Below are 23,199 nucleotides of genomic sequence, written 5' to 3'. Positions count from 1 at the left end.
CGGTGTACTCGGAGTCCACCCCGCTGAGCAAGGTCCTCGGCAAGCGGGAGGCGACGAAGTTCAGGACCGCCCGCGACATCACGACCGTCGGCGACCTCCTGGGCTACTGGCCCCGCCGCTACCAGTCGCCGGAGAGCAACCTCGCCGCCGCCACGGTCGGCTCCTACATCGTCGCCGTCGCCGAGGTGAAGTCGGCGACGACGCGGACCATGAAGGCACGCCGCGGTCGCATGCTGCAAGCCGTCATCACCGACGGCACCAAGGACCTCGAGATCACCTTCTTCTCGGCGCACGGCCACGAGGGCAAGCTGCTCCCAGGCACGCGCGCCCTCTTCGCCGGCAAGGTCTCGGCGTTCAACAACCGGCTCCAGCTCGCCCACCCCGGCTACTCGCTGCTCAGCGATTTCGACCGGGGGGAGCGCCGCGACCTCATCCCGATCTACCGCGCCGTGGGCAACCTCCACACGTGGACGGTCACCGAGTGCGTCCGGATGGTCCTCGACCTCCTCGACGAGACGCCCGAGGCGATCCCCGAGCAGGTGCTCGACCGCCGCGACCTCATGGACCGCACCTCGGCCCTGCGCGGCATCCACACCCCGACGTCGATGAAGGAGGTGACGGCGGCGCGCCGCCGCATGTCCTACGAAGAGGCCTTCGTCCTCCAGGTCGCGCTCGCGCAGCGTCGGGCCCGGCAGTCACAGGAGTCCACGCTCGCCCGCGTCCCGCGGCCCGGCGGGCTGCTCGACGCCTTCGACGCGCGGCTGCCCTTCGAGCTCACCACGGGCCAGCGCGACGTCGGCGAGACCCTCACCGCCGAGATGGCCAGGGACGTCCCGATGCACCGCCTGCTCCAGGGCGAGGTGGGCTCGGGCAAGACGGTCGTCGCGCTCCGGGCCATGCTCACCGCCGTCGACGCGGGCGGGCAGGCGGCCCTGCTCGCGCCGACCGAGGTCCTCGCTGCCCAGCACCACCGCTCGATCGGGGCGATGCTCGGCGACCTCGCCGAGGGCGGGATGCTCGGCGGCAGCGAGATCGGCACCCGCGTCACTCTCCTCACCGGCAGCATGCCGACCGCCTCGCGTCGCAAGGCGCTGCTCGACATCGCGAGCGGCGACGCCGGCATCGTCGTCGGGACGCACGCCCTCATCCAGGAGCACGTGAGCTTCCAGGACCTCGCCCTCGTCGTCGTCGACGAGCAGCACCGCTTCGGTGTCGAGCAGCGCGACGCCCTGCGCGGCAAGGCGACGCACCCGCCGCACGTCCTCGTCATGACGGCGACCCCGATCCCGCGCACTGTGGCGATGACCGTCTTCGGCGACATGGAGACCTCGACGCTGAGCGAGCTCCCCGCCGGGCGCGCCCCGATCACGACGCACGTCGTCCCGGAGGACCGGCCGGGCTGGCTGCAGCGCACGTGGGTGCGCGTCGCCGAGGAGGTGGCGCAGGGGCGTCAGGCCTACGTCGTGTGCCCCCGCATCGGCGACGACGACGAACCCGACGCCGACACCGAGATCTTCGACGCCGACCCCAGCAGCGGCGTGGGCGGAGACGACGGCGACGACCACGGTGACGACGGAGGCCACGACGAGCCCGGCGAGGACGAAGCCCCACCGCCGCGACCGCTCGCCTCGGTCCACCGCGTTCACGCCGACCTCGTCGCCAACCCCGCGCTCGCGGGACTGCGCGTCGAGATCCTCCACGGGCGCCTCGCCGCCGAGGAGAAGGACGCGGTCATGCGCGACTTCGCCGCCGGCGACATCGACGTCCTCGTCTCGACGACCGTCATCGAGGTCGGCGTCGACGTCCCCAACGCCAGCGTCATGGTCGTCATGGACGCCGACCGCTTCGGCGTCTCCCAGCTCCACCAGCTGCGTGGTCGCGTCGGTCGTGGCGGGCTGCCGGGGCTCTGCCTGCTCGTCCACCCCGGCGTCGGCGAGGCACCGCACGAGCGGCTCGACGCCGTCGCGGCGACGACCGACGGCTTCGAGCTGTCCCGCATCGACCTGCGGCAGCGCCGCGAGGGCGACATCCTCGGCTCCTCGCAGCACGGCGTGCGCAGCCAGCTGCAGTTCCTCCACGTCCTCGAGGACGAGGAGCTCATCGAGGCGGCGCGAGAGGACGCCCTCGAGGTCGTCAGCGAGGACGCCGACCTGTCCGCCCACCCACGGCTCGCGGCGCTCGTCTCGGCGCGCGTCGACGCCGAGCAGGCGGCCTACCTGGAACGAGGATGAGATGACGAGGATCATCGCCGGCACGGCAGGCGGCCGCGAGCTGAAGACCCCCGGCGGCCGCGGCACCCGCCCCACGAGCGACCGGGTCCGCGAGGCGCTCTTCTCGGCCCTCGAGGCGCGCGACGCCCTCGCGGGCGCCCACGTCATGGACCTGTATGCCGGCTCCGGCGCCCTCGGTCTCGAGTCCGCCAGCCGCGGCGCGGCCGAGGTGACGCTCGTCGAGTCCGACCGGGCCGCGGCCGCGGTCATCCGCGACAACGCCGGGCGGCTCGGGCTGCGTGTGGCCGTGCTGCCGACGACGGTCTCCTCCGCCCTCGCCGGGGCTGCGCACCCACTCGACCTCGTCTTCCTCGACCCGCCCTACGACCTCGCCGAGACGGCCCTCGGCGGCGACCTCGAGGCGCTCGTCGCCCGCGGCTGGCTCGCCGAGAACGCCCTCGTCGTCGTCGAGCGCTCGAAGCGCTCGCCCGAGCCGACGTGGCCCGATGGCCTCGAGCCGGAGCGTCGCAAGGCCTACGGCGAGACCATCCTCTGGTATGCCGTCCGGTCCGGCTCCTAGCACCCCGAACGTGCCGCTGGTCAGCCAAGATGGCTGCATGACCGACTACGAGATCCCCCGTCCGACCCGCGGTGACGTCCTCGACCTCATCCTGGCCGACCACCGGCAGTTCGAGGACCTCATCCGCGAGTGCCGCCGCAACGACTCCGACCGCGCCGCAGCCCGCGAGGCCCTCGCCGAGCTCATCGTCGCCCACGGCGAGAGCGAGGAGGAGAAGGTCTACCCGACCTTGAAGCGCAAGGGTGCCATCGGCGAGCACGAGAAGGAGCACGGCGAGGAGGAGCACGCCGAGATCAACGAGGCGCTGGTGGCCTTCCTCGAGGCCAAGGGGACCGACACCGAGAAGTACGACACCGCGCTCGAGGAGCTCGCGACCGTCCTCAACCACCACGCCAACGAGGAGGAGCAGACGATCCTCAACCCGGCTCGCGAGGACGTGTCGATCGATGCGCGCGAGGAGCTCGGCGTGGCCTGGACGACCCGGCGCAACGAGCTGCTCGAGCAGGGCTGCGCGAGCCTCGAGCAGGTTCAGGCGCTCGTCTCGCGCGCGGAGAAGGAGGGCGTGCTCGCCGCACCGGAGGCGCGCGAGAAGGCCGACGAGATCAAGGACGAGGCCAAGGAGAAGGCCAAGGAGGTCGAGGAGGCCTCCAAGCAGGAGGCGAAGGGCTGACACCCTCGCCGAGACTCCACGGCCCCGGGCGCGCGCCGAGCGCCCGGGGCCGTGCCCTGTCAGTAGGGTGACGCGCGTGAGCAACACGAGGCGGGCCGTCTGTCCGGGGTCGTTCGACCCGATCACGATGGGGCACGTCGACGTGCTCGTCCGGGCGGCGGCGCTCTACGACGAGGTCGTCGTCGCCGTCCTGCACAACCCGGCCAAGAGCGGCACCTTCACCGTCGAGGAGCGGATCGGCTTCATCGAGAGCTCGCTCCCGGACTCGGTCTCGGACCACGTGCGCGTCGAGGCCTTCGCGGGCACGCTGCTCGTGGACGTCTGCCGCGAGGTCGGAGCCGAGGTCATCGTCAAGGGCCTGCGGGGTGGGACCGACTTCGCCTACGAGCTGCCGATGGCGCTCATGAACCGGCACCTCACCGGCGTCGAGACCGTCTTCCTGCCCGGGGCGCCCGAGTTCGAGCACGTGTCGAGCTCGCTCGTCAAGGAGGTTGCCCGCTTCGGGGGAGACGTCGCCGGGCTCGTCCCGGACGTCGTCCACGCAGCCCTCACCGAGCGCGTGGCGGGCCGGGGCTGAGCCGGGCTGAGCCGGGGCACCTGACCGCTCCTGCCACCGCTGACGAGGGCGAGGAGCGCGGCGGTCCCGGCAACGTGGGCGCGGGTCCCATGCTCTGCATGGGCCGGCATACCGACAGCATTTGGGCAGGCGGCGCACCTCCGGTACCTTTGATCTTCGGTCTGCGTCAGCCGTGACGACGGACTGAACCACCCGACCAAGGCAAAGGGCAATGAACCGTCTCGATCCTCGGTCTCCTCTGGTGCTCGACACCAAGGAGGTCGGCCGGCGACCCGGCTCGATGGCGGAGCTTGTCCGCGAGGTCGGGGCACCAGCCGATTTCGGCACGGAGGTGCTGCGCGTCACCGAGGGGGAGCCCTTGGACGTCGACGTGCGGCTCGAGTCCGTCGTCGAGGGCGTCCTGGTCACCGGTTCGGTCCAAGGCACGGCGACCGGCGCCTGCGTGCGGTGCCTGGACCCGGTGAGCCACGATGTGGATGCCAGGTTCCAGGAGCTGTTCGCCTACGCCGATCGCAACGCCCACCACCAGGAGGTGGGCGACGAGGATGCAGCCGAGGAGTACCTCATCGAGGACGGTCTCATCGACCTCGAGCCGGTGCTCCGGGATGCGGTGGTGCCAGCACTGCCGTTCCAGCCCGTGTGTCGCCCGGACTGCCCGGGGCTGTGTTCCGAGTGTGGGATGCACCTCGCGGAGGACCCGGACCACGCACATGACGTGATCGACCCCAGGTGGGCGGCTCTCACGGACCTCGCGTCCGAGCCGACCACGACGCAGACTTCAGATAGGACTTGACGTGGCCGTTCCGAAGCGGAAGATGTCGCGCTCCAACACCCGCTCGCGCCGTGCCAACTGGAAGGCGACGCCGGTCACCCTGACCACGTGCCCGCAGTGCAAGGCCCCGACGCAGCCGCACGTGGCGTGCCCGTCGTGCGGGAGCTACAACGGCCGCCAGTACGGCGTGGCCGAGCGCACCGAGCACCAGGGCTGAGCCCACCCTCATGGGGAGGGGCTCGCAGGGCCCTGCGGCCCTGACGCCGCGGCGCCCCGTCGGTGAGCTCCACCAGCACCTCCACGAGGTGACCGGTGGGGACATCGACGAGGCGCTGCTCGGTCGTGCCCTGACCCACCGTTCGTACGCCTACGAGGCCGGTGGCGTCCCGCACAACGAGCGCCTCGAGTTCCTCGGGGACTCGGTGCTCGGGCTCGTCGTCACCGACACCCTCTACACGACGCACCCGGACCTCACCGAGGGCCAGCTCGCCAAGCTGCGGGCCGCTGTCGTCAACATGAGGGCCCTGGCTGCGGTCGGCCGCACCCTCGGGCTCGGCGACTACCTCCTGCTCGGGCGGGGCGAGGAGTCGACCGGTGGCCGCGACAAGGACTCGATCCTCGCCGACACCGTCGAGGCCGTCATCGGTGCGACCTACTCCAGCGCCGGCATGGCGGCCGCGAGCGAGCTCGTCCACCACCTTCTCGACCCCCTCATGGCGCGGTCGGCCACGCTCGGCGCGGGTCTGGACTGGAAGACGAGCCTGCAGGAGATCTGCGCCCTGCACTCCGCCGGCCCCGTCGAGTACGCCGTCGAGGAGGAGGGCCCCGAGCACTCCAAGACCTTCACGGCGCAGGTCCTCGTCGACGGTGTCGTGCACGGCACCGGCAGCGGCCGCACGAAGAAGGACGCCGAGCAGCAGGCCGCCGCGACCGCGTGGCAGACCCTCCGGGAGCGGCACGGCGACGGCCTCTCGACCGCGCCGCTGCCCGACCTCTCCTGACGACCCGCTGACCGCCCGTGCCCGAGCTGCCCGAGGTCGAGGTCGTCCGACGCGGTCTCGCAGACCACATCGTCGGCCGCCGCATCACCGCGGCCTCCTTCACCGGCGCCCGCGTGGCCCGGCGGCACGTGCCCGGCCCTGCGGACCTCGCCGGCCGCGTCAGCGGCTCGACCGTCGTCGAGGCGCGGCGGCGTGGCAAGTACCTCTGGCTCGTCCTCGCCGAGGTGCGCGATGAGGCCGACCGTGAGCCAGTGGCGCCCATCGGCCTCATCGCCCACCTCGGGATGAGCGGCCAGCTGCTCGTCGAGGCCTCCGACGCTCCGGACGAGAAGCACCTGCATGCGCGCTTCACCTTCGCCGACGGCGACCCCGAGCTGCGCTTCGTCGACCAGCGCACCTTCGGCGGGTTCGCCCTCGACGACCTCGGTGACGACGGGGTGCCGCACCAGATCCGGCACATCGCCCCCGACCCGTTCGAGGAAGCCTACGACCAGGCGGCCGTGGTCCGGCGGATCAAGGCGAGCGACAGCGCCGTCAAGCGGATGCTCCTGCACCAGGGCGTCGTGTCGGGCATCGGCAACATCTATGCCGACGAGGCCCTGTGGCGGGCGAAGGTCCACGGCGAGCGCCCCGGCAGCAGCCTCACCAAGCCCGCGATCTCGCGCATCCTCGACCACGCCCGCGACGTGATGGCCGCGGCCCTGCTCGAGGGCGGGACGAGCTTCGACGCGCTCTACGTCAACGTCAACGGCGCGTCCGGCTACTTCGACCGCTCCCTCCACGCCTACGGTCAGGAGGGCGAGCCGTGCGACCGATGCGGCACCGCGATCCGGCGCGACCAGTTCATGAACCGGTCGTCGTTCAGCTGCCCTCGGTGCCAGCCCCGCCCGCGTGGTTCTCGGACCAGGACAGGGCGATGAGCTCGCGCAGGACCGTCTCGTCGACGTCGGCGAGACGCTTGAGGTAGAGGCAGCCCTTGCCGGTCGTGTGTGGGCCGAGCCGCCCGAGCACGTCGGCGTGCGATCCGTAGAACGTGAGGCCGTAGAGGGTGAGCGCGGCCTTGCGTGCGGCGAGCCCGACGGCGAACCACTCGCGCTCCTTGCCGTCTGCGGTGGTGTAGGGCTGACGGCCGAACCCGACGATCGACGTGCCCCACAGCACCGGCTCGGCGCCGGTCACCTCGCGCATGAGGTCGACGACCGCGAGGGCGTCGTGGCGCCGGGCCGCGGGCTCGACGCTCCGCAGGTGCTCCTCGACGTCGCCCGCGACCGGGAACGTCAGGCGGTCGCCGTGGTCGGGTGGGGAAGCGCTCGTCATGGCAGCGGGAGCTCCTTGAGCGTCACGGCCTTGCCCGTATGCCGTTCGCTCAGGTCCGCGAACGCCTGCCGGATCGTCTGGGCGTAGAGGTGGGCGCCCTTGAGCGAGGGGTGGATGCCGTCGGACTGGAGCTGGCCGCTCGTGCCCTCCAGGGCGGCGTCCCAGTCGGCGACGGCGACGTTGTCGCGCCCCTTGGCGAGCTCCTCGAGCGCCGCGTTGTCGGAGGCGATGCGGTTGATCCGGCCGTGCAGGGTGACGAGGACGACCATGCGGTCGGGGCCGAGGGCGTCGAGCGTGGCGCGCGCCTTGTCGATGTCGGTCCCGGCGTTGGTGCCGAGCGCGAGGACGACGGCGCGGCGGGCGCTCGCGCCACGCGCCTTGACGACCGAGAGCCCTTCGGCCCACTGGCGGTTGGAGCGGGCGTCCATGCGGATGCCGGGGAAGTAGTAGCGCAGGGCATGGACGCTGCCGACCATCATCGAGTCGCCGACGCCGTCGATCTCGGTGCCGGCGGGCATCGCCCAGGTCTGGGCCACCCTGCCGGTCGCCGGCTGCGCGCCGCCCGAGGGCTGCGGCGACGGCGTCGCACCACCGGCGGTTCCGGGCGTCGACGCGTTCGCCGACGGCGCCACCCGGGCGGCGGCCGCGTTGGCGTCGAGGAGCTGCTCGACGCGCGTGCGCGTCGGGGCGGTGAGCATGACCGCGGTGAGCACGACGGCGAGGACGGCCACGCTCGTCCACACGATGCGGGCGGTGCGGGTGCCGGCATACCGGATCGTGTGGAGTGCGTGGCGAGCCGTGCCCCGGAAGCCGCGGCGACGGACGGGCGACTCGACGAGACGGTAGGAGAGGTCGGCGAGGGCCACCGTGACGACGACGCACCACAGCCGCGACCAGAGGTAGCCGTCGGCGGAGCGCTCGGCCCACGGGAGGTCGGCCTCGACGATGAGGATGACCGGCCAGTGCCAGAGGTAGAGGCCGTAGGAGCGCTCACCGACCCATCGCAGCAACGGGGCGTCGAGGACCGAGCGCAGCGGGGACGGACGCTCGACGACCGCGAGGACGAGGACGCTCGTCGCGAGCGACGCGAGCAGGATGCCGCCGCGGAAGGTGAAGGGCGTCGCCTCGTCGAGCAGGGCCACGAGGGCGACGAGGACGAGGCCCGAGGCCGCCACGACGGGCACGCGCGCACGCTGCCACTGCGCGGTCGAGGTCCACGCCCGGTGAGGGGCGGCCCAGGCGAAGGCGAGCGCGGCGCCGAGCATGAGGCCCATGAGGTGGGTGTCGGTGCCGTAGTAGACGCGGGTGGCGCCGAGCTCGGGGTCGTAGCGGACCGCCATGAGCACCGCCGAGCCCAGCGCGAGCCCGACCGCGACCCCGGCCCGGGCGCGCGACGACGGCGCGAGGCGGAGCAGGGCCAGGGCGACGAGCGGCCACACGAGGTAGAACTGCTCCTCGACCGCGAGCGACCACAGGTTCATGAGGAGCTGGGGGGCGGTGCTGTGGAAGTAGTCGGAGCCGGCGGCGATCTCCAGCCAGTTGCTCGTGAAGGTGAGCGCGCCGAGGGCCTGGCGGCCGATGCCCACGAGGAGGTCCCCCTCGACGAGGCGGGCGAGCAGGATGACGCTCGGGACGAGGACGAGCAGCGCCGGCAGCAGTCGCCTCGCCCGCCGGGTCCAGAACCCGCGCAGGTCGACGCGGCCCTCGCGGGCGTGCTCGCGCACGAGCAGGGTCGTGATGAGGAAGCCGGAGATGACGAAGAAGACGTCGACCCCGAGGAACCCGCCGGGGAGCCAGCGCGGGTCGAGGTGGAAGACGAGGACCGCGACGATCGCCGCGGCGCGCAGCCCGTCGAGACCCGGCAGCCGTCCCCGCGGGCGCGTCGCCGCGCTCCCGGGCGGGGGTGCGGAGGTCGCGGCCCCGGGCCCGAGCGAAGGGCTCTCCACGCTCATGCCCTCAGGCTATGGACGTGCACCGACAGGGGCGTGGAGGCGCGCTGGGAGAGCGACCTACGATCGGCGCCATGGAGACGAGCCTCGACCCCGGCGCCGACGGGATGCAGCCCGTCCGCGTCACCCTCAACGTGCGAGGCCAGGTGCAGGGTGTGGGCTTCCGCTGGTGGACCCGCGCCCGCGCGCTCGAGCTCGGGCTGTCCGGCCACGCGCGCAACACGGCCGACGGCCGGGTCGAGGTCGTCGCACAGGGACCACGCGGTGCCGTCGACCGGCTCGTGCGCCTCCTCTCGGAGCAGCCGTCGACGACGCACCGCCCCGGCGCCGTCGCCTCGGTCTCGACGCCGCTCGAGAGCGAGCCCCGGCCCGACGTCAGCGGCTTCGTCGAGAGGTGAGCAGGGACGCGGTGGTGGGCGAACGGCATACCGGGTCGTGGGACGACGGGTCTGCGCATGGGGGGCATTCCTACGATGGGGCGATGAGCGACGTCCCCCCGGAGCTGGCCCGCCTCCGCTCGAGCATCGACAACATCGACGCGGCCCTCGTGCACCTGCTCGCCGAGCGGTTCAAGTGCACCCAGCAGGTGGGCGAGCTCAAGGCCACCGAGGGGCTGCCGCCCGCCGACCCGGCCCGTGAGGAGCGGCAGATCGCCCGCCTGCGGGCGCTGGCGGACGAGAGCGGCCTCGATCCCGAGTTCGCCGAGAAGTTCATCAACTTCGTCATCGCCGAGGTCATCCACCACCACGAGTCGATCGCCAAGGGCTGACGCCACCGGGCCCATCAGACCGGGCGCCAGCCCCAGCAGCCCCACCCGTCACAGGCAACGCAGCTCGGTTCTCGCGTCCCCGGCGGGCGGGGTGCGCGCCGGTACAGTGACGGCGTCGATCCCGTCCCGATGCCCCCAGAAGAACCGAGAGCCACCGCGTGTACGTCAAGAGCCTGACCCTCAAGGGGTTCAAGTCCTTCGCCTCGGCCACGACCATGCGTCTCGAGCCCGGCATCACGTGCATCGTCGGCCCCAACGGCTCCGGCAAGTCCAACGTCGTCGACGCGCTCGCCTGGGTCATGGGGGAGCAGGGCGCCAAGAGCCTGCGCGGCGGCAAGATGGAGGACGTCATCTTCGCCGGAACCGCCGGCCGCCCGCCGCTCGGCCGGGCCGAGGTGAGCCTGACGATCGACAACACCGACGGTGCGCTGCCCATCGACTACACCGAGGTGACGATCACTCGGACGATGTTCCGCAACGGCGGCTCCGAGTACGCCATCAACGGCACCCCCAGCCGCCTCCTCGACATCCAGGAGCTCCTCTCCGACAGCGGCATCGGCCGCGAGATGCACGTCATCGTCGGCCAGGGCCAGCTCGACGCGGTCCTGCGCGCGACCCCCGAGGAGCGCCGCGGCTTCATCGAGGAGGCCGCGGGCGTCCTCAAGCACCGCAAGCGCAAGGAGCGGGCGCTGCGCAAGCTCGACGCGATGGAGGCCAATCTCACCCGCGTCCACGACCTCACCGGCGAGATCCGCCGCCAGCTCGGCCCGCTCGGTCGCCAGGCCGAGGCGGCGCGCAGGGCCGCCGTCATCCAGGCCGAGGCGCGCGACGCGCGGCTGCGGCTCGTCGCCGACGACCTCGTCCAGCTCACCTCGACGCTCGAGCAGGAGGTCGCCGACGAGACCGCGCTCATCGAGCGCCGCACCGCCGTCGAGAACGCCCTGGGGGAGCTGCGCTCGCGCATCACCGAGGTCGAGCGCCAGGCTGCCGACGCCGCCCCCGAGCTCGGCCGCGCGCAGGACCGCTTCGTCCGCCTCCAGTCGCTGCGCGACCGGCTCGAGTCCACCGCCTCCGTCGCCCGCGAGCGGGTGCGCCTGCTCGGCCAGGACGACGTCGACGAGGCGACCTCGGGCCGCGACCCGGAGGAGCTGCGCGCCCAGGCGGCCCAGGCCCGCGAGGCCGAGCAGAAGCTCCTCGCCGAGGTCGCCACCGCCGCCGAGCAGCTCGCCGCCGCCGTCACCGCCCGCGAAGAGGCCGAGAGCGCGTATGCCGGTGAGCAGCAACGCCTGTCGCGTCTGGCTCGCGCTGCTGCCGACCGTCGCGAAGGGCTGGCCAAGCTCGCCGGCCAGGTCGGTGCCAGGCGCAGCCGGATCGAGGCCGGAGAGGCCGAGATCGGGCGGTTGCGCGGCATCATCGAGGCCTCGCTCGCTCGTGCCTCCGAGGCCGAGAGGGAGTTCGCCCGGCTCGAGGGCACCGTGGCCAACGACGAGGAGGGCGAGGAGGGGCTCGACAGCGCCTACGAGACCGCCGCCGAGGAGCTCGCCACCGTCGAGACCCGGATCGCCGAGCTCGAGGACGTCGAGCGGGAGGCCGAGCGTGACCGGGCGTCCGCCGCTGCCCGCGTGGAGGCGCTCGAGCTCAGCCTGCGCCGCAAGGACGGCGCCGCCGCCCTGCTCGCCGCCTCCGAGTCCGGCGACACCGGTCATGGCATCGTCGGCACCGTCGCCTCACTGCTCCAGGTGACCGGTGGGCACGAGGGCGCGGTCGCCGCAGCGCTCGGGTGGGCCTCCGAGGCGCTTGCCGTCGGCACCGCGCAGGACGCCGCCCGCGCCGTCGCCACGCTCCGCTCCGACGACCAGGGCCGCGCCACCCTCCTCGTGGGCGACACCGCAGCCCCGTCCGACCGCGGGTCGTGGCCGGCCCTCGACGGCTCGGCCGTCTGGGCGCGAGACGTCGTCGACGCGCCCGCGTCGGTGCGTCCCGCCGTCGACCAGCTCCTCGACCTCGTGGCCCTCGTGCCCAGTGCCGAGCACGCCCTCGCCCTCGTCGCCCGCGGCGACGGCATCACCGCGGTGACCGAGGACGGCGACGTCTATGCCCCCGGGTGGGTGCGCGGTGGCTCGAGCGGTGGCCAGTCCCTCCTCGAGATCCAGTCGGCGCTCGAGGATGCGCAGACCGCCGTCACCACCGCGACGACCCGGGGTGAGCAGGCACGTTTCGCCCTCGTCACCGAGCGCGAGAAGGCCTCGACGGTGACCCAGCGCGTCGAGGCCGCCCTCGAGGCCCTGCACGACAGCGACGCCCGCATGGCCGCCGTCGCCGAGCAGCTCGGGGGGCTCCAGTCGACGATCCGGTCGAGCCGCTCCGAGGTCGAGCGCACCGAGCGCACGATCGCCGACGCCGAGGCGGCCCTCGAGGCCGACCGGCTCGAGCTCACGGCCCTGTCCGCTCGCCTCGACGAGGCCAGCGCCGAGCCGACCGAGTCCGAGGAGCCCTCGACCGACGAGCGCGACGCCCTGGAGCTCGCCGCGAGCCGCGCCCGCACCGCCGAGACCGAGCTGCGGCTCACCCTGCGCACCAAGGAGGAGCGGGCCCGCTCGCTCAAGGGCCGTGCCGACTCGCTCGAGGGCGCTGCCCGCAACGAGATCCAGGCCCGCGAGAAGCTCCGCCAGCGTCAGGAGCGCCGCCGCCGCGAGGCCTCCATCGCCGATGCGGTGAGCCAGGCCGCGGCCTACGCCACCGAGAGGATGGCCACCGCCCTCGTGCGCGCTGCTCGCCTGCGCGACGAGGCCGAGGCCGAGCGCACCCGTCGCGACACGGTCGTGCGAGGGCTGCGCGAGGAGATGGGCACCCACCAGGACGAGCTGCGCGAGCTCACCGACTCCGCCCACCGCGACGAGGTCGCCCGGGCCCGCCAGGTCGCCCGCATCGAGCAGCTCCAGGCCAAGGCCGTCGAGGAGCTCGGCATGGACCCCGACGTCCTCATGGAGGACTACGGCCCCCATCAGCCGATCCCGTTCCTCGCCGGACCCGACCACGAGGGCGACGTGCCGATGCCGTCGGCGTTCGTGCGCGACGAGCAGGAGAAGCGGCTGCGCAAGGCCGAGCGTGGCCTCTCGGCGCTGGGCCGGGTCAACCCGCTCGCCCTCGAGGAGTTCGCGGCACTCGAGGAGCGTCACAAGTTCCTCGTCGAGCAGCTCGAGGACCTCAAGAAGTCCAAGCGCGACCTCCTCGACATCGTCAAGGAGGTCGACGAGCGGGTCGAGCAGGTCTTCACGCAGGCCTACCACGACACCGCCGAGCAGTTCGAGCGCGTGTTCCAGCGGCTCTTCCCCGGAGGTTCCGGACAGCTCGTCCTCACCGACCCGAGCGACATGCTCACCACCGGCATCGAGGTCGAGGCGCGTCCGCCGGGCAAGAAGGTCAAGCGGCTCTCGCTGCTCTCCGGTGGCGAGCGCTCGCTCGTCGCGGTGGCCCTGCTCGTCGCGATCTTCAAGGCGCGGCCGAGCCCGTTCTACATCATGGACGAGGTCGAGGCCGCCCTCGACGACACCAACCTCGGCCGCCTCATCACCCTCTTCGAGGAGCTGCGTGCCAGCAGCCAGCTCATCGTCATCACCCACCAGAAGAAGACGATGGAGATCGCCGACGCCCTCTACGGCGTGAGCATGCGCGGTGACGGCATCACGACGGTCGTCTCGCAGCGCATCCGCGACGTCGCCGCCACCGCCTGAGCGGACGGCGGCACCGCGAGCCGGCCGCGTCCCGGTGGGAACGGCAGCGGTCAGTCGGCGTTGACGCGACCGAAGGTGTCCAGCGGCCAGATCCGGAAGACGACCGGGCCGACAACGCGGTTCATCGGGACGAACCGCGCGCACCCCTCGGCCTCCGTCCCGCCCCGGCAGCTCGCGACCGAGTCCGCAGACTGCGAGCGGTGGTCGCCGAGGACGAGGAGGCGGTCGGACGGCACCCGGATCTCGGGGAAGCACCGCGAGGACCGAGGCGTCGTGTCGCAGGTGAGCTCGGGGGAGCGGAAGGTGTGGTCCTCGAAGAGGTAGCCCTCCTCGAGCGGGTCGCCCTCGACGAGGACCCGGCCCGAGCTGTCGCAGCAGCGGACCCGGTCACCGGGCATGCCGATGACCCGCTTGACGGTGTAGGCGGTGCTCGACGGGCCGATGCCGGTGAGGTCGCCGACCCTGCGGATGCTGTCGGTGAGCACGTTGCCGGTGGGACGGAGCCGGGTCTCCTGCCACGTCTCACCATGGGCGAAGACGACGATGTCGCCGCGCTCCACGGTGCCGTCGGTGCGGTCGACGACGATGCGGTCGCCGATGCGCAGCGTCTGCTCCATCGACTGCGACGGGACCCCGAACGGCTTGACGACGAACCCCTGGACCAGCGCCACGACGACGACGGCGAGGATGACCTCGACGCCGACGGGAAGCCTGCGACGGCGACGCCCGGCGGCCTCCTGCGCGGTCGTCACGGTCACTCGCCGAGCCTACGCGGTAGGGATGCCCGATGCGCGCCGGCGTCCACGGGGGCGGGGTGTCGTTTTGTCTGCGGGGGTCCACTAGGACACCCTTGGGACATGGTCGCGCTCATTCTCGGCATGCTCGTCTGTGTCGCCCTCGCCCTCGCCGTCGTCGCCCTCGTCGCGATCCCCGCGCGCCGGGACGGCCGTGGAGTCCTCACTCCCAAGGGCGAGGAGGTCGTCATCGCGCTCAAGGAGCGCCAGCAGTCGGCCCGCCAGCGCCTCGAGCGTGGGGACGACGCGTCCTCCGTCGACGCGTCCTCGGCCGGTGCCGCGACCGCTCAGGCGATCGCGCCGGCCACCGCGCCGGCCACAGAGGCGTCCGCCGACGCCGTGAACGCCGACACCCCGACCCCGGCCGACGCCGGCGCGCGCTCCTGATGCGCTCGGGGATCGACCGGTCCGCTGGCGACGCCGCGGTCCGGCCACAGGACGACCTCTTCGGGCACGTCAACGGTGGGTGGGTCGCCCGCACCGAGATGCCGGCCGACCGTGGCCGCTACGGCAGCTTCGACCGCCTCCGCGAGAGCGCCGAGGAGCACGTGCGCGACATCATCACCGGCGTCGCCGCGGGCAACCCCGAGTCCGGCACCGTCGCCCGCAAGGTCGGTGACCTCTACACCTCCTTCATGGACGAGGAGCGCATCGAGGAGCTGGGCGCGACGCCGCTCGCGCCGCTGCTCTCCGCCATCGACGAGGTGAAGACACCGAGCGACGTCATGTCCGTGCTCGGCCGCTTCCTGCGCGCGGGCGTCGACGGGCTCGTCCACCCGATCGTCAACACCGACGACCGCGACTCGACCCGCTACGTCGTCTACCTCGAGCAGGCCGGCATCGGCCTCCCCGACGAGGCCTACTACCGCGACCCGCAGCACGCCGCCATCCGTGGCGCCTACCCCGGTCACGTCGCGCGCATGCTCACCCTCACCGGCGTGTATGCCGGGGAGGCGGCCTCCGCTGCCGCGGAGCGGATCGTCGACCTCGAGACTCGCATCGCCGCCTCGCACTGGGACCAGGTCGCCAACCGGGACGCCGTGAAGACCTACACCCTCGTCGACCGGCAGGAGCTCGAGGAGCTCACGCCGGGAGTCGACTGGACGGCATACCTCGTGGGCGCGCAAGCGCCCGAGCGGGCCTTCGACCAGGTCATCGCCCGCCAGCCCGACCACCTCCGGTCCATCGCGGCCGCGCTCGCCGAGGTCGACATCGCCGTGTGGCAGGACTGGCTGCGCTGGCGCGTCGTCCACGCGCTCGCGGCCTACCTCGCCGACGCGGTGGTCGCCGAGAACTTCGACTTCTACGGGCGCACGCTCTCGGGGGTCCCGCAGATCCGTGACCGCTGGAAGCGCGGTGTCGGGCTCGTCGAGGACGCCCTCGGTGAGGCCGTCGGGCAGCTCTACGTCGAGCAGCACTTCCCGCCGCACGCCAAGGAGCGGATGGTCGAGCTCGTCGACAACCTCGTCGAGGCGTTCCGGCGCGACTTCCTCGGCCTCGAGTGGATGGGTCTGGAGACCCGCCGCGAGGCGCTGGCCAAGCTCGAGTCGTTCACCCCCAAGATCGGCTACCCCGAGACGTGGCGCGACTACTCCACGCTCGAGGTCGACGCCGGTGACCTCGTCGGCAACGTGGCCCGGGCCTCGGCCTTCGAGGTCGACCGCAACCTCGCCAAGCTCGGCGGCCCGGTGGACCGCGACGAGTGGTTCATGACGCCGCAGACGGTCAACGCCTACTACAACCCCGGGCTCAACGAGATCGTCTTCCCGGCAGCCATCCTCCAGCCGCCGTTCTTCGACGTCGAGGCCGACGATGCGGTCAACTACGGCGGCATCGGCGCGGTCATCGGCCACGAGATCGGCCACGGGTTCGACGACCAGGGGTCGCAGTACGACGGCGACGGCAACCTGCGCAACTGGTGGACCGACAGCGACCGCGCGAACTTCGACGGCCGGGCGCAGCGCCTCATCGCCCAGTTCGACGAGCTCGAGTCGCGTGACGCCCCCGGCCACAAGGTCAACGGCGCGCTCACGGTCGGCGAGAACATCGGCGACCTCGGCGGGCTCACGATCGGGCACGCGGCATACCGGATCTCGACCGAGGGGAGCGAGGCCCCGGTTCTCGACGACCTCACCGGCGACCAGCGGTTCTTCTTCGGGTGGGCCCAGGTGTGGTGCGGGATGGCGCGCGAGGCCGAGGCCGTGAGGCTGCTCGCGATCGACCCCCACGCGCCGATGGACCTGCGCGCCAACGCCGTGCGCAACCTCGTCGAGTTCCACGAGGCCTTCGACGTCCAGCCCGGCGACGGCATGTGGGTGCCCGAGGACGAGCGGGTCCGCATCTTCTGATCCCGGGTGCGAGGATGGCGACGTGAGTGCCATCGACACCTTCTGGGAATTCCTCGCCGTCGCGATCGGCCTGCTGGTCGTCCTCGGCGGGCTCGCCGCCACCTTCCTCCGGGGGAGGGGTGGGGCGACCAAGGAGCTGCCGCGAGAGCGTCCGACGACGCCGTCCGCGCCGGCCCCGACGGCCGACGAGGAGCGTGACGACCGGCCCGAGGGGTCCGTCGACACGCTGCCCGCACCGACCGACGAGGGCACGGTCGACGAGACCCTCCCGCCGGTCACGGTCCCCGAGGTCGAGCGGCCCGAGGCGCCGCAGACGCGCCTCCAGCGTCTGCGTGCCCGCCTCGCCCGCTCCAACTCCGCCCTCGGCCAGGGCCTGCTCGCCCTCCTCTCGCGCGGCGACCTCGACGAGCAGGCCTGGGAGGACGTCGAGGACACCCTCCTCACCGCCGACCTCGGCGTCGAGGCCACGACCGAGCTCGTCGACTCCCTGCGCACCAAGGTCAAGGTCGCGGGGAACGCCGACGAGGCCGCGGTGCGCGGCTGGCTGCGCGAGGAGCTCGTCGCGCTCGTCGACCCCTCGATGGACCGAACGGTCGCCTCGTCGCGCGTCGACGGCCGCCCCGCGGTCGTCCTCGTCGTCGGAGTCAACGGCACCGGCAAGACGACGACCGTCGGCAAGCTCGCCCGCGTCCTCGTCGCCGAGGACAAGGACGTCGTCCTCGGCGCCGCCGACACCTTCCGGGCCGCGGCCGCGGACCAGCTGCAGACGTGGGGCGAACGCGTGGGCGTGCCGACGGTGCGCTCCGACCGCGAGGGCGCCGACCCGGCGGCCGTCGCCTTCGACGCCGTCAAGGGCGCCGCCGAGATGGAGGCGGACGTCGTCATCGTCGACACGGCCGGCCGCCTGCACAACAAGGTCGGGCTCATGGACGAGCTCGGCAAGGTCAAGCGCGTCATCGAGAAGCAGAGCCCGATCGACGAGGTCCTCCTCGTGCTCGACGCCACGACCGGCCAGAACGGCCTGCGCCAGGCCGAGGTCTTCAGCCAGGTCGTCGGTATCACCGGCATCGTCCTCACCAAGCTCGACGGCACCGCCAAGGGCGGCATCGTCGTCGCCGTCCAGCGCAAGCTGGGCGTGCCCGTCAAGCTCATCGGGCTCGGCGAGGGTCCCGACGACCTCGCGCCGTTCGACCCCGAGGGCTTCGTCGACGCGATTCTCGACTGACGATGGCTGTCGCTGCGCTGCACGACCGCGCCCGGCTCACCGACGCCCTCGTGGCCTCCACCCGCGCGAGCATCGACCTCGCCGCGCACGCCGAGGTGCGCGACGCGTGGGAGCGCGACAGCGCGTGCTCGGGGATGACCGTCGGCGGGCTGGCCCACCACCTGCTCGCCCAGACGGGGCACATCGTGCGCGGCCTGCGCGTGCCGGCCCCCGGAGACGCGCCGGTCATCGGGCTGCTCGACCACTACTCGCAGGCTCCGTGGGTCGCCGCCTCACGCGACGGCGAGACCGACCCGGACCAGGACGAGAAGGACAACGCGGCCGCGGCCGCCGGTCATGAAGCCGTGGTCGCGGGCGCGCGGCAGGCACTGGCGGAGCTGCCCGAGGCACTCGCCCGGCCGCGCGACCCGGACGTCGTCCACATCCCGTGGCAGGGCTGGTCGCTGGCGACGCCGGACTTCGCCACGACCCGGATGATGGAGATGGTCGTGCACGGCGACGACCTCGCGGCCAGCGTGGGCCTGCCCACCCCCGAGCACGACCCGCTCGTCGTCGAGGCGGTGCTCGACCTGCTCGTCCACGTCTCGCTCTCCCGCCACGGGCAGGTCGCGCTCGTCCGCGCGCTCAGCCGTCCGCAGCGATCGGGCGGCGACGTCTCGGCCTTCTAGGGTCCGCCGGGCGGTCGTTGCCCCCGGGGGTGTCGGAGATCCGGGTCATCACCCACCTCCGTGAGGTCGGATCCGCGACTCCTCGTATGCCGGAGCGCCACCTCACGCGGGACGTGCCGTCACCGGGTGGGCCGGGGAGCGCGAGCGCCGAGGTGGGCGGACGGCATACGGGCGTGAAACACACTTCTTACGCGCGGCGGCGACGTGCAACGTGGCTGTAACACGAGGCGAGGCGAGGTGAAACGGCGGGCTTCCAGACTCCTTCCCCATGAGCCCAACTCTCCTCCCCGTCGCGGCCGAGCCCGCAATCGACGCATCGGCGACGGCCTTCGTCCTCATCTGCGCCTCCCTGGTCCTGCTGATGACGCCCGGCCTCGCCCTCTTCTACGGCGGCATGACGCGCGCCAAGTCCGTCCTCAACATGATGATGATGTCGTTCGGCGCCATGGGCGTCGTCGGTGTCGTCTACGTGCTGTGGGGCTACTCGATGTCCTTCGGTGGCAGCAACATCGGCGGCATCATCGGCAACCCGTTCGAGAACTTCGGACTCAAGGGAGTCGTCGGTGACGCGGCCGGCGCCACGGTCGACGCGAACGGCACGGCGATCATCGACGTGTTCGGCGCGGACGTGTGGATCCCCGAGGTGCTCTTCGTCGGGTTCCAGCTGACCTTCGCGATCATCACCGTCGCCCTCATCAGCGGTGCCATCGCCGACCGCGCCAAGTTCTCGACCTGGCTGCTCTTCACCGGGCTGTGGGTCACCCTCGCCTACTTCCCGGTCGCCCACATGGTGTGGGGAGGCGGCCTGCTCAGCGGTTCCGCCGACGGGCTGTCGGCCAAGCTCTTCGGCGCCACCGACGGCGTGGCGAACGTGCTGCCGATCGACTTCGCCGGTGGCACGGTCGTCCACATCAACGCCGGTATCGCCGGCCTCGTCCTCGCCCTCATCGTCGGCAAGCGCCTCGGCTTCGGCAAGACCGCGATGCGCCCGCACAACGTCCCGCTCGTCATGCTCGGCGCCGGTCTGCTGTGGTTCGGCTGGTTCGGGTTCAACGCCGGCTCCGAGCTCGCCGCCGACGGCCTCTCGAGCCTCGTGTGGGTCAACACGACCGTCGCGACCTGTGCGGCGATCCTCGGCTGGCTCGTCGTGGAGAAGGTCCGTGACGGCCACGCCACCTCGGTCGGCGCCGCCTCGGGTGTCGTCGCCGGTCTCGTCGCCATCACCCCGGCCTGTGGTGCGCTCTCCCCGGTCGGCTCGATCGTCCTCGGCGCCGTGGCCGGTGCGCTCGCGGCCCTCGCGGTCGGCCTCAAGTTCCGCTTCGGCTACGACGACTCGCTCGACGTCGTCGGCGTCCACCTCGTCGCCGGCCTCTGGGGCACCGTCGGTGCCGGCCTGCTCGCCACCGAGGGTGGCCTGTTCTACGGTGACGGCGCCCGCCAGCTCGTCGTCCAGGTCGTCATCGCCCTCGCGTCGCTCGTCTTCTCGGCGATCGTCACGGCGGTCATCGGCCTCGCCCTCAAGGCGACCGTCGGATGGCGGGTCAGCGACGACGACGAGGTCGCCGGCATCGACCAGTCCGAGCACGCCGAGTCCGGCTACGACCTCGTGGCCCGCGGTGGACGCCTCGGTGTCACCTCGACCGGACCGCAGACCGACGCCCGTCACGCCGACGAGCTCACCTCCGAAGGAGTCAAGGCATGAAGCTCATCACCGCCATCATCAAGCCCCACCAGCTGGACGCGGTGAAGGAGGCCCTCGAGGCCTACGGCATCTCGGGCATGACCATCAGCGAGGCGTCCGGATACGGCCGCCAGCGCGGTCACAGCGAGGTCTACCGCGGCGCCGAGTACACCGTGGACTTCGTCCCGAAGATCCGCCTCGAGGTGCTCGTCGACGACATGGACGCCACCAGCGTCGCCGACGTCGTCCTCAAGTCGGCCCAGACGGGCCGGATCGGCGACGGGAAGATCTGGATCCAGCCCGTCGAGGACGTGGTCCGCGTCCGCACGGGAGAACGCGGCTCGGACGCCATCTGAGGGCCGCACCCGACCGCCCCTCCTTTCCCGCCCGGAGTGGGTTCGGTGCACTGCACAGGGGAACCGTCCCCACTCGCAGTGACCGGATCCCACTTCGGGCGGGAATGGTGTGACCGGCCGACCAGAGACACCACATCCAGGGGAGGAAATCGCATGACCGACATCGCCGACGTGGCCGCCCGCCGGCTCGACCTCGCGGGGACGCGGGCCTTCGAGCAGGCCGGCTCGGGCACCGAGCGCCGTCGCCGGCTGGCCGAGTTCAACGAGCAGTGGCTCGGCGAGCTCTGGGACGAGGCGGTCCGGGGGCAACGGGTCGAGGGGGTCGCCCTGGCCGCTGTCGGCAGCGTCGGGCGCGGTGACGCCGGCCCGCTCTCGGACTACGACCTCGTCCTCCTCCACTACGGCCGGACCCTCTCGGCTGACGAGGTCACCCGCCTCGCCGACCGCATCTGGTACCCGATCTGGGACGCCGGAGTCAGGCTCGACCACAGCGTCCGCACCGTCAACCAGTGCCGCACCGTCGCCGCCGACGACCTCACTGCCGCCGTCGGTCTCCTCGACATCGCCCCCGTCGCCGGTGACGCCGAGGTCGTCGCCGCTGCCCGCGCGACGGTGAGCCACGACTGGCGGGCCCACGCCCGCAAGCGGCTGCCGCAGCTCACCGAGGCGATCGCCGTGCGCCACCACCGCCACGGTGACCTTGCCCAGTCGATCGAGCCCGAGCTCAAGGAGGCCCACGGCGGCCTGCGCGACATGACGATCCTCAGCGCCCTCGCCGAGGCCTGGCTCGCGGACCGACCGCGTGGTGAGGTCGACACGGCATACGGGCTGTTGCTCGACGTCCGCGACGCGGTCCACGTCGTCACGGGCCGCGGGCGCGACCGGCTCGGTCGCGAGGACCACGACGCCGTCGCGGCCCTGCTCGGCTACGGCGACCCCGACGACCTGCTCGCCGACGTGTCCGACGCCGGGCGCGCCATCGCCTACGCCCTCGACGGCACCGTCCGCCGCGCCGGCCAGTCGCAGCGTGCCCGCGTGCTGCGCGTCGGGCCGCGCCGGCCACAGATGGCGCCGCTCGGCTACGGCCTCTTCGAGAGCGACGGCGAGGTCGTCCTCGGCGCCGGTCGCACGTCCGGGTCCGATCCACACCTGCCGCTGCGCGCCGCCGTCGTCGCCGCCCGCGCCAACCTGCCGATCTCGCCCACGACCCTCGAGAACCTCGCCACGCGCTGTGCCGACCTGCCGACGCCGTGGACACCGCTGGCCCGCGGGCTCTTCAGCGACCTGCTCGCCGCCGGGCCGGGCCTCGTCACCGTCTGGGAGGGGCTCGACCAGCAGGGCGTCATCGAGCGCTGGCTGCCCGAGTGGGCCGCGGTGCGGTCGCGCCCGCAGCGCAACGCTGTCCACCGCCACACCGTCGACCGGCACCTCATCGAGACCGTCGTCCACGCCACCGGTCTCGTGCGCGGGGTCGGCCGCGCCGACCTGCTCCTGCTCGCAGCGCTCCTGCACGACATCGGCAAGGTGCCGGGAGCCCACGACCACTCCGCCGCGGGAGCGCCGATCGCCGAGGCCGTCATGCGCCGGCTCGGGCACCCCGAGGCCGACGTCGAGGTCGTCACCGCGCTCGTCCGCGAGCACCTCACCCTCATCGAGCTCGCCACCCGTCGCGACCACTCGGACCCCCGCACCATCGACGCGGCGGTGGCCGCCGTCGGTGGGGACCGCGACCGCTTCGACCTCCTCCTGGCCCTCACCGAGGCGGACGCCGTCGCCGCCGGCCCGAAGGCGTGGACCGACTGGCGCGCCGCCCTGCTCGCGCAGCTCGCCACCGAGGTGCGCGCCCGTCTCGACGCGAGCGGGTCGACCGTCGCTGCCAGCCCGGCCGCGCCGCCCGCGGACGTGGGCCAGGGCTCCCTGCCCGAGCACCTCGTGCGCGCGCTCGCGACGGGGGAGCCGCACGTCGAGGTCGTCTCGCACGGCGGGTCGTACCGGATCGACATCGCCGACCGGGACCGGCTCGGGCTCTTCGCCGACACCGCCGGCCTGCTCGCCGCCGAGGGACTCGTCGTGCGGACGGCGATCCTGCGCACCGTGGACGGGGTCGCCGTCAACGAGTGGCACGTCGAGTCCCCGAGCGGCAACGAGCCCGAGCACGACCGGCTGCACCGCGGACTGGCCCGCCTCTCCACCGGCGACCGGGGGCCTCTCGGGCTGCTCGACCGGCGTCGCCAGTTCGCCGCGCGTCCCAGCCGTGAGTCGACGATCGGCACCCCCGGGCAGCCGCGCGCGCTCGTCGTCCCGGGGGCGAGCGACGACGCCACCGTGCTCGAGGTTCGCGCCGAGGACCGCCCGGGGCTCCTGCACGAGCTCGGGATGGCCCTCGCGAAGACGGGTGTCTCCGTGCGCTCCGCGCACATCGCGACGTATGCCGGCCAGACCCTCGACACGTTCTATGTCACCGACTTCTCGGGTCGCCCCTTGGGCCCGGCCAAGGTGGCGCAGGTCGTCGCCGTCGTCATCGACACGTGCGACGGGAGCAGCTGAC

21 protein-coding genes are annotated in these 23,199 nt (G+C 72.7%); 18 read left to right on the top strand and 3 right to left on the bottom strand.

From position 1 onward, the window contains the following. Nucleotides 1-2: 2 nt before the first annotated feature. The 8 genes from ACOJV7_RS14465 (at nt 3) to mutM (ending at nt 6,730) form a co-directional block, all read left to right on the top strand. The gene (locus ACOJV7_RS14465; protein WP_420190925.1) at nt 3-2,231 is read left to right on the top strand and encodes an ATP-dependent DNA helicase RecG; all 2,229 of its coding nucleotides are present in this window, start codon (nt 3-5) and stop codon (nt 2,229-2,231) included. 1 nt (nt 2,232) lies between these two features. After that, on the top strand, nt 2,233-2,790 hold the full coding sequence (rsmD, locus tag ACOJV7_RS14460) for a 16S rRNA (guanine(966)-N(2))-methyltransferase RsmD (protein WP_420190924.1): 558 nt from the start codon (nt 2,233-2,235) through the stop codon (nt 2,788-2,790). Nucleotides 2,791-2,827: 37 nt separating this feature from the next. Beyond that, nucleotides 2,828-3,460 (top strand): hemerythrin domain-containing protein, encoded by a 633-nt coding sequence (locus ACOJV7_RS14455; RefSeq protein ID WP_420190923.1) that lies wholly within the window; start codon nt 2,828-2,830, stop codon nt 3,458-3,460. A 76-nt stretch (nt 3,461-3,536) separates the two neighbouring features. Beyond that, the gene (gene coaD, locus ACOJV7_RS14450; RefSeq protein ID WP_420190922.1) at nt 3,537-4,037 is read left to right on the top strand and encodes a pantetheine-phosphate adenylyltransferase; all 501 of its coding nucleotides are present in this window, start codon (nt 3,537-3,539) and stop codon (nt 4,035-4,037) included. Between the two features lie 211 nt (nt 4,038-4,248). Beyond that, entirely contained in the window at nt 4,249-4,830 is a 582-nt protein-coding gene (locus tag ACOJV7_RS14445; protein ID WP_420190921.1) for a YceD family protein, read from the top strand. A gap of 1 nt (nt 4,831) precedes the next feature. Next, on the top strand, nt 4,832-5,026 hold the full coding sequence (gene rpmF, locus ACOJV7_RS14440; RefSeq protein ID WP_035946591.1) for a 50S ribosomal protein L32: 195 nt from the start codon (nt 4,832-4,834) through the stop codon (nt 5,024-5,026). Between the two features lie 10 nt (nt 5,027-5,036). Beyond that, nucleotides 5,037-5,810 carry a ribonuclease III gene (gene rnc, locus ACOJV7_RS14435; RefSeq protein WP_420190920.1) on the top strand — a complete coding sequence of 258 codons (774 nt, stop codon included), beginning with the start codon at nt 5,037-5,039 and terminating at the stop codon, nt 5,808-5,810. A 17-nt stretch (nt 5,811-5,827) separates the two neighbouring features. Continuing rightward, the gene (gene mutM, locus ACOJV7_RS14430) at nt 5,828-6,730 is read left to right on the top strand and encodes a bifunctional DNA-formamidopyrimidine glycosylase/DNA-(apurinic or apyrimidinic site) lyase (protein WP_420190919.1); all 903 of its coding nucleotides are present in this window, start codon (nt 5,828-5,830) and stop codon (nt 6,728-6,730) included. Here mutM and ACOJV7_RS14425 read toward each other — a convergent pair. Continuing rightward, the gene (locus ACOJV7_RS14425) at nt 6,672-7,127 is read right to left on the bottom strand and encodes a DUF1801 domain-containing protein (protein ID WP_420190918.1); all 456 of its coding nucleotides are present in this window, start codon (nt 7,125-7,127) and stop codon (nt 6,672-6,674) included. The genes mutM and ACOJV7_RS14425 overlap by 59 nt on opposite strands. Continuing rightward, entirely contained in the window at nt 7,124-9,079 is a 1,956-nt protein-coding gene (locus tag ACOJV7_RS14420) for an acyltransferase family protein (RefSeq protein WP_420190917.1), read from the bottom strand. The genes ACOJV7_RS14425 and ACOJV7_RS14420 overlap by 4 nt, the downstream gene beginning before the upstream one ends. A 71-nt stretch (nt 9,080-9,150) precedes the next feature. Between ACOJV7_RS14420 and ACOJV7_RS14415 the strand changes: the two genes are divergently transcribed. The 3 genes from ACOJV7_RS14415 to smc all read left to right on the top strand — a co-directional run bounded on the left by ACOJV7_RS14415 (nt 9,151) and on the right by smc (nt 13,579). Next, nucleotides 9,151-9,474, top strand: coding sequence for an acylphosphatase (locus ACOJV7_RS14415; protein WP_420190916.1), 324 nt, complete (start codon nt 9,151-9,153; stop codon nt 9,472-9,474). An 83-nt stretch (nt 9,475-9,557) separates the two neighbouring features. After that, a complete protein-coding gene (locus ACOJV7_RS14410; protein ID WP_420190915.1) occupies nt 9,558-9,845 on the top strand; it encodes a chorismate mutase in 288 nt (95 codons plus the stop codon). 158 nt (nt 9,846-10,003) lie between these two features. Beyond that, nucleotides 10,004-13,579 (top strand): chromosome segregation protein SMC, encoded by a 3,576-nt coding sequence (gene smc, locus ACOJV7_RS14405; RefSeq protein ID WP_420190914.1) that lies wholly within the window; start codon nt 10,004-10,006, stop codon nt 13,577-13,579. Between the two features lie 50 nt (nt 13,580-13,629). Here the strand turns inward: smc and lepB are convergent, their stop codons facing one another. Next, the gene (lepB, locus tag ACOJV7_RS14400; protein ID WP_420190913.1) at nt 13,630-14,337 is read right to left on the bottom strand and encodes a signal peptidase I; all 708 of its coding nucleotides are present in this window, start codon (nt 14,335-14,337) and stop codon (nt 13,630-13,632) included. Nucleotides 14,338-14,436: 99 nt separating this feature from the next. Between lepB and ACOJV7_RS14395 the strand changes: the two genes are divergently transcribed. The 7 genes from ACOJV7_RS14395 to ACOJV7_RS14365 all read left to right on the top strand — a co-directional run bounded on the left by ACOJV7_RS14395 (nt 14,437) and on the right by ACOJV7_RS14365 (nt 23,198). Beyond that, a complete protein-coding gene (locus tag ACOJV7_RS14395; protein ID WP_420190912.1) occupies nt 14,437-14,760 on the top strand; it encodes a hypothetical protein in 324 nt (107 codons plus the stop codon). After that, entirely contained in the window at nt 14,760-16,721 is a 1,962-nt protein-coding gene (locus ACOJV7_RS14390; RefSeq protein WP_420190911.1) for a M13 family metallopeptidase, read from the top strand. Before ACOJV7_RS14395 ends, ACOJV7_RS14390 begins: the two co-directional genes overlap by 1 nt. A 22-nt stretch (nt 16,722-16,743) precedes the next feature. After that, nucleotides 16,744-17,946, top strand: a complete 1,203-nt coding sequence (gene ftsY / locus ACOJV7_RS14385) for a signal recognition particle-docking protein FtsY (protein ID WP_420190910.1) — start codon at nt 16,744-16,746, stop codon at nt 17,944-17,946. Nucleotides 17,947-17,948: 2 nt separating this feature from the next. Beyond that, on the top strand, nt 17,949-18,614 hold the full coding sequence (locus ACOJV7_RS14380; protein WP_420190909.1) for a maleylpyruvate isomerase N-terminal domain-containing protein: 666 nt from the start codon (nt 17,949-17,951) through the stop codon (nt 18,612-18,614). A gap of 268 nt (nt 18,615-18,882) precedes the next feature. After that, a complete protein-coding gene (locus ACOJV7_RS14375; protein WP_420190908.1) occupies nt 18,883-20,316 on the top strand; it encodes an ammonium transporter in 1,434 nt (477 codons plus the stop codon). Beyond that, a complete protein-coding gene (locus tag ACOJV7_RS14370; RefSeq protein WP_420190907.1) occupies nt 20,313-20,651 on the top strand; it encodes a P-II family nitrogen regulator in 339 nt (112 codons plus the stop codon). The genes ACOJV7_RS14375 and ACOJV7_RS14370 overlap by 4 nt, the downstream gene beginning before the upstream one ends. Nucleotides 20,652-20,804: 153 nt before the next feature. Further along, a complete protein-coding gene (locus ACOJV7_RS14365; protein WP_420190906.1) occupies nt 20,805-23,198 on the top strand; it encodes a [protein-PII] uridylyltransferase in 2,394 nt (797 codons plus the stop codon). Nucleotide 23,199: the final 1 nt, after the last annotated feature.

This window comes from Knoellia tibetensis, assembly GCF_048606415.1.
Taxonomy (GTDB): domain Bacteria; phylum Actinomycetota; class Actinomycetes; order Actinomycetales; family Dermatophilaceae; genus Knoellia; species Knoellia tibetensis.
Note: the sequence above shows the minus strand (reverse complement) of the source record. Positions and strands in the feature narration are given on the sequence as shown.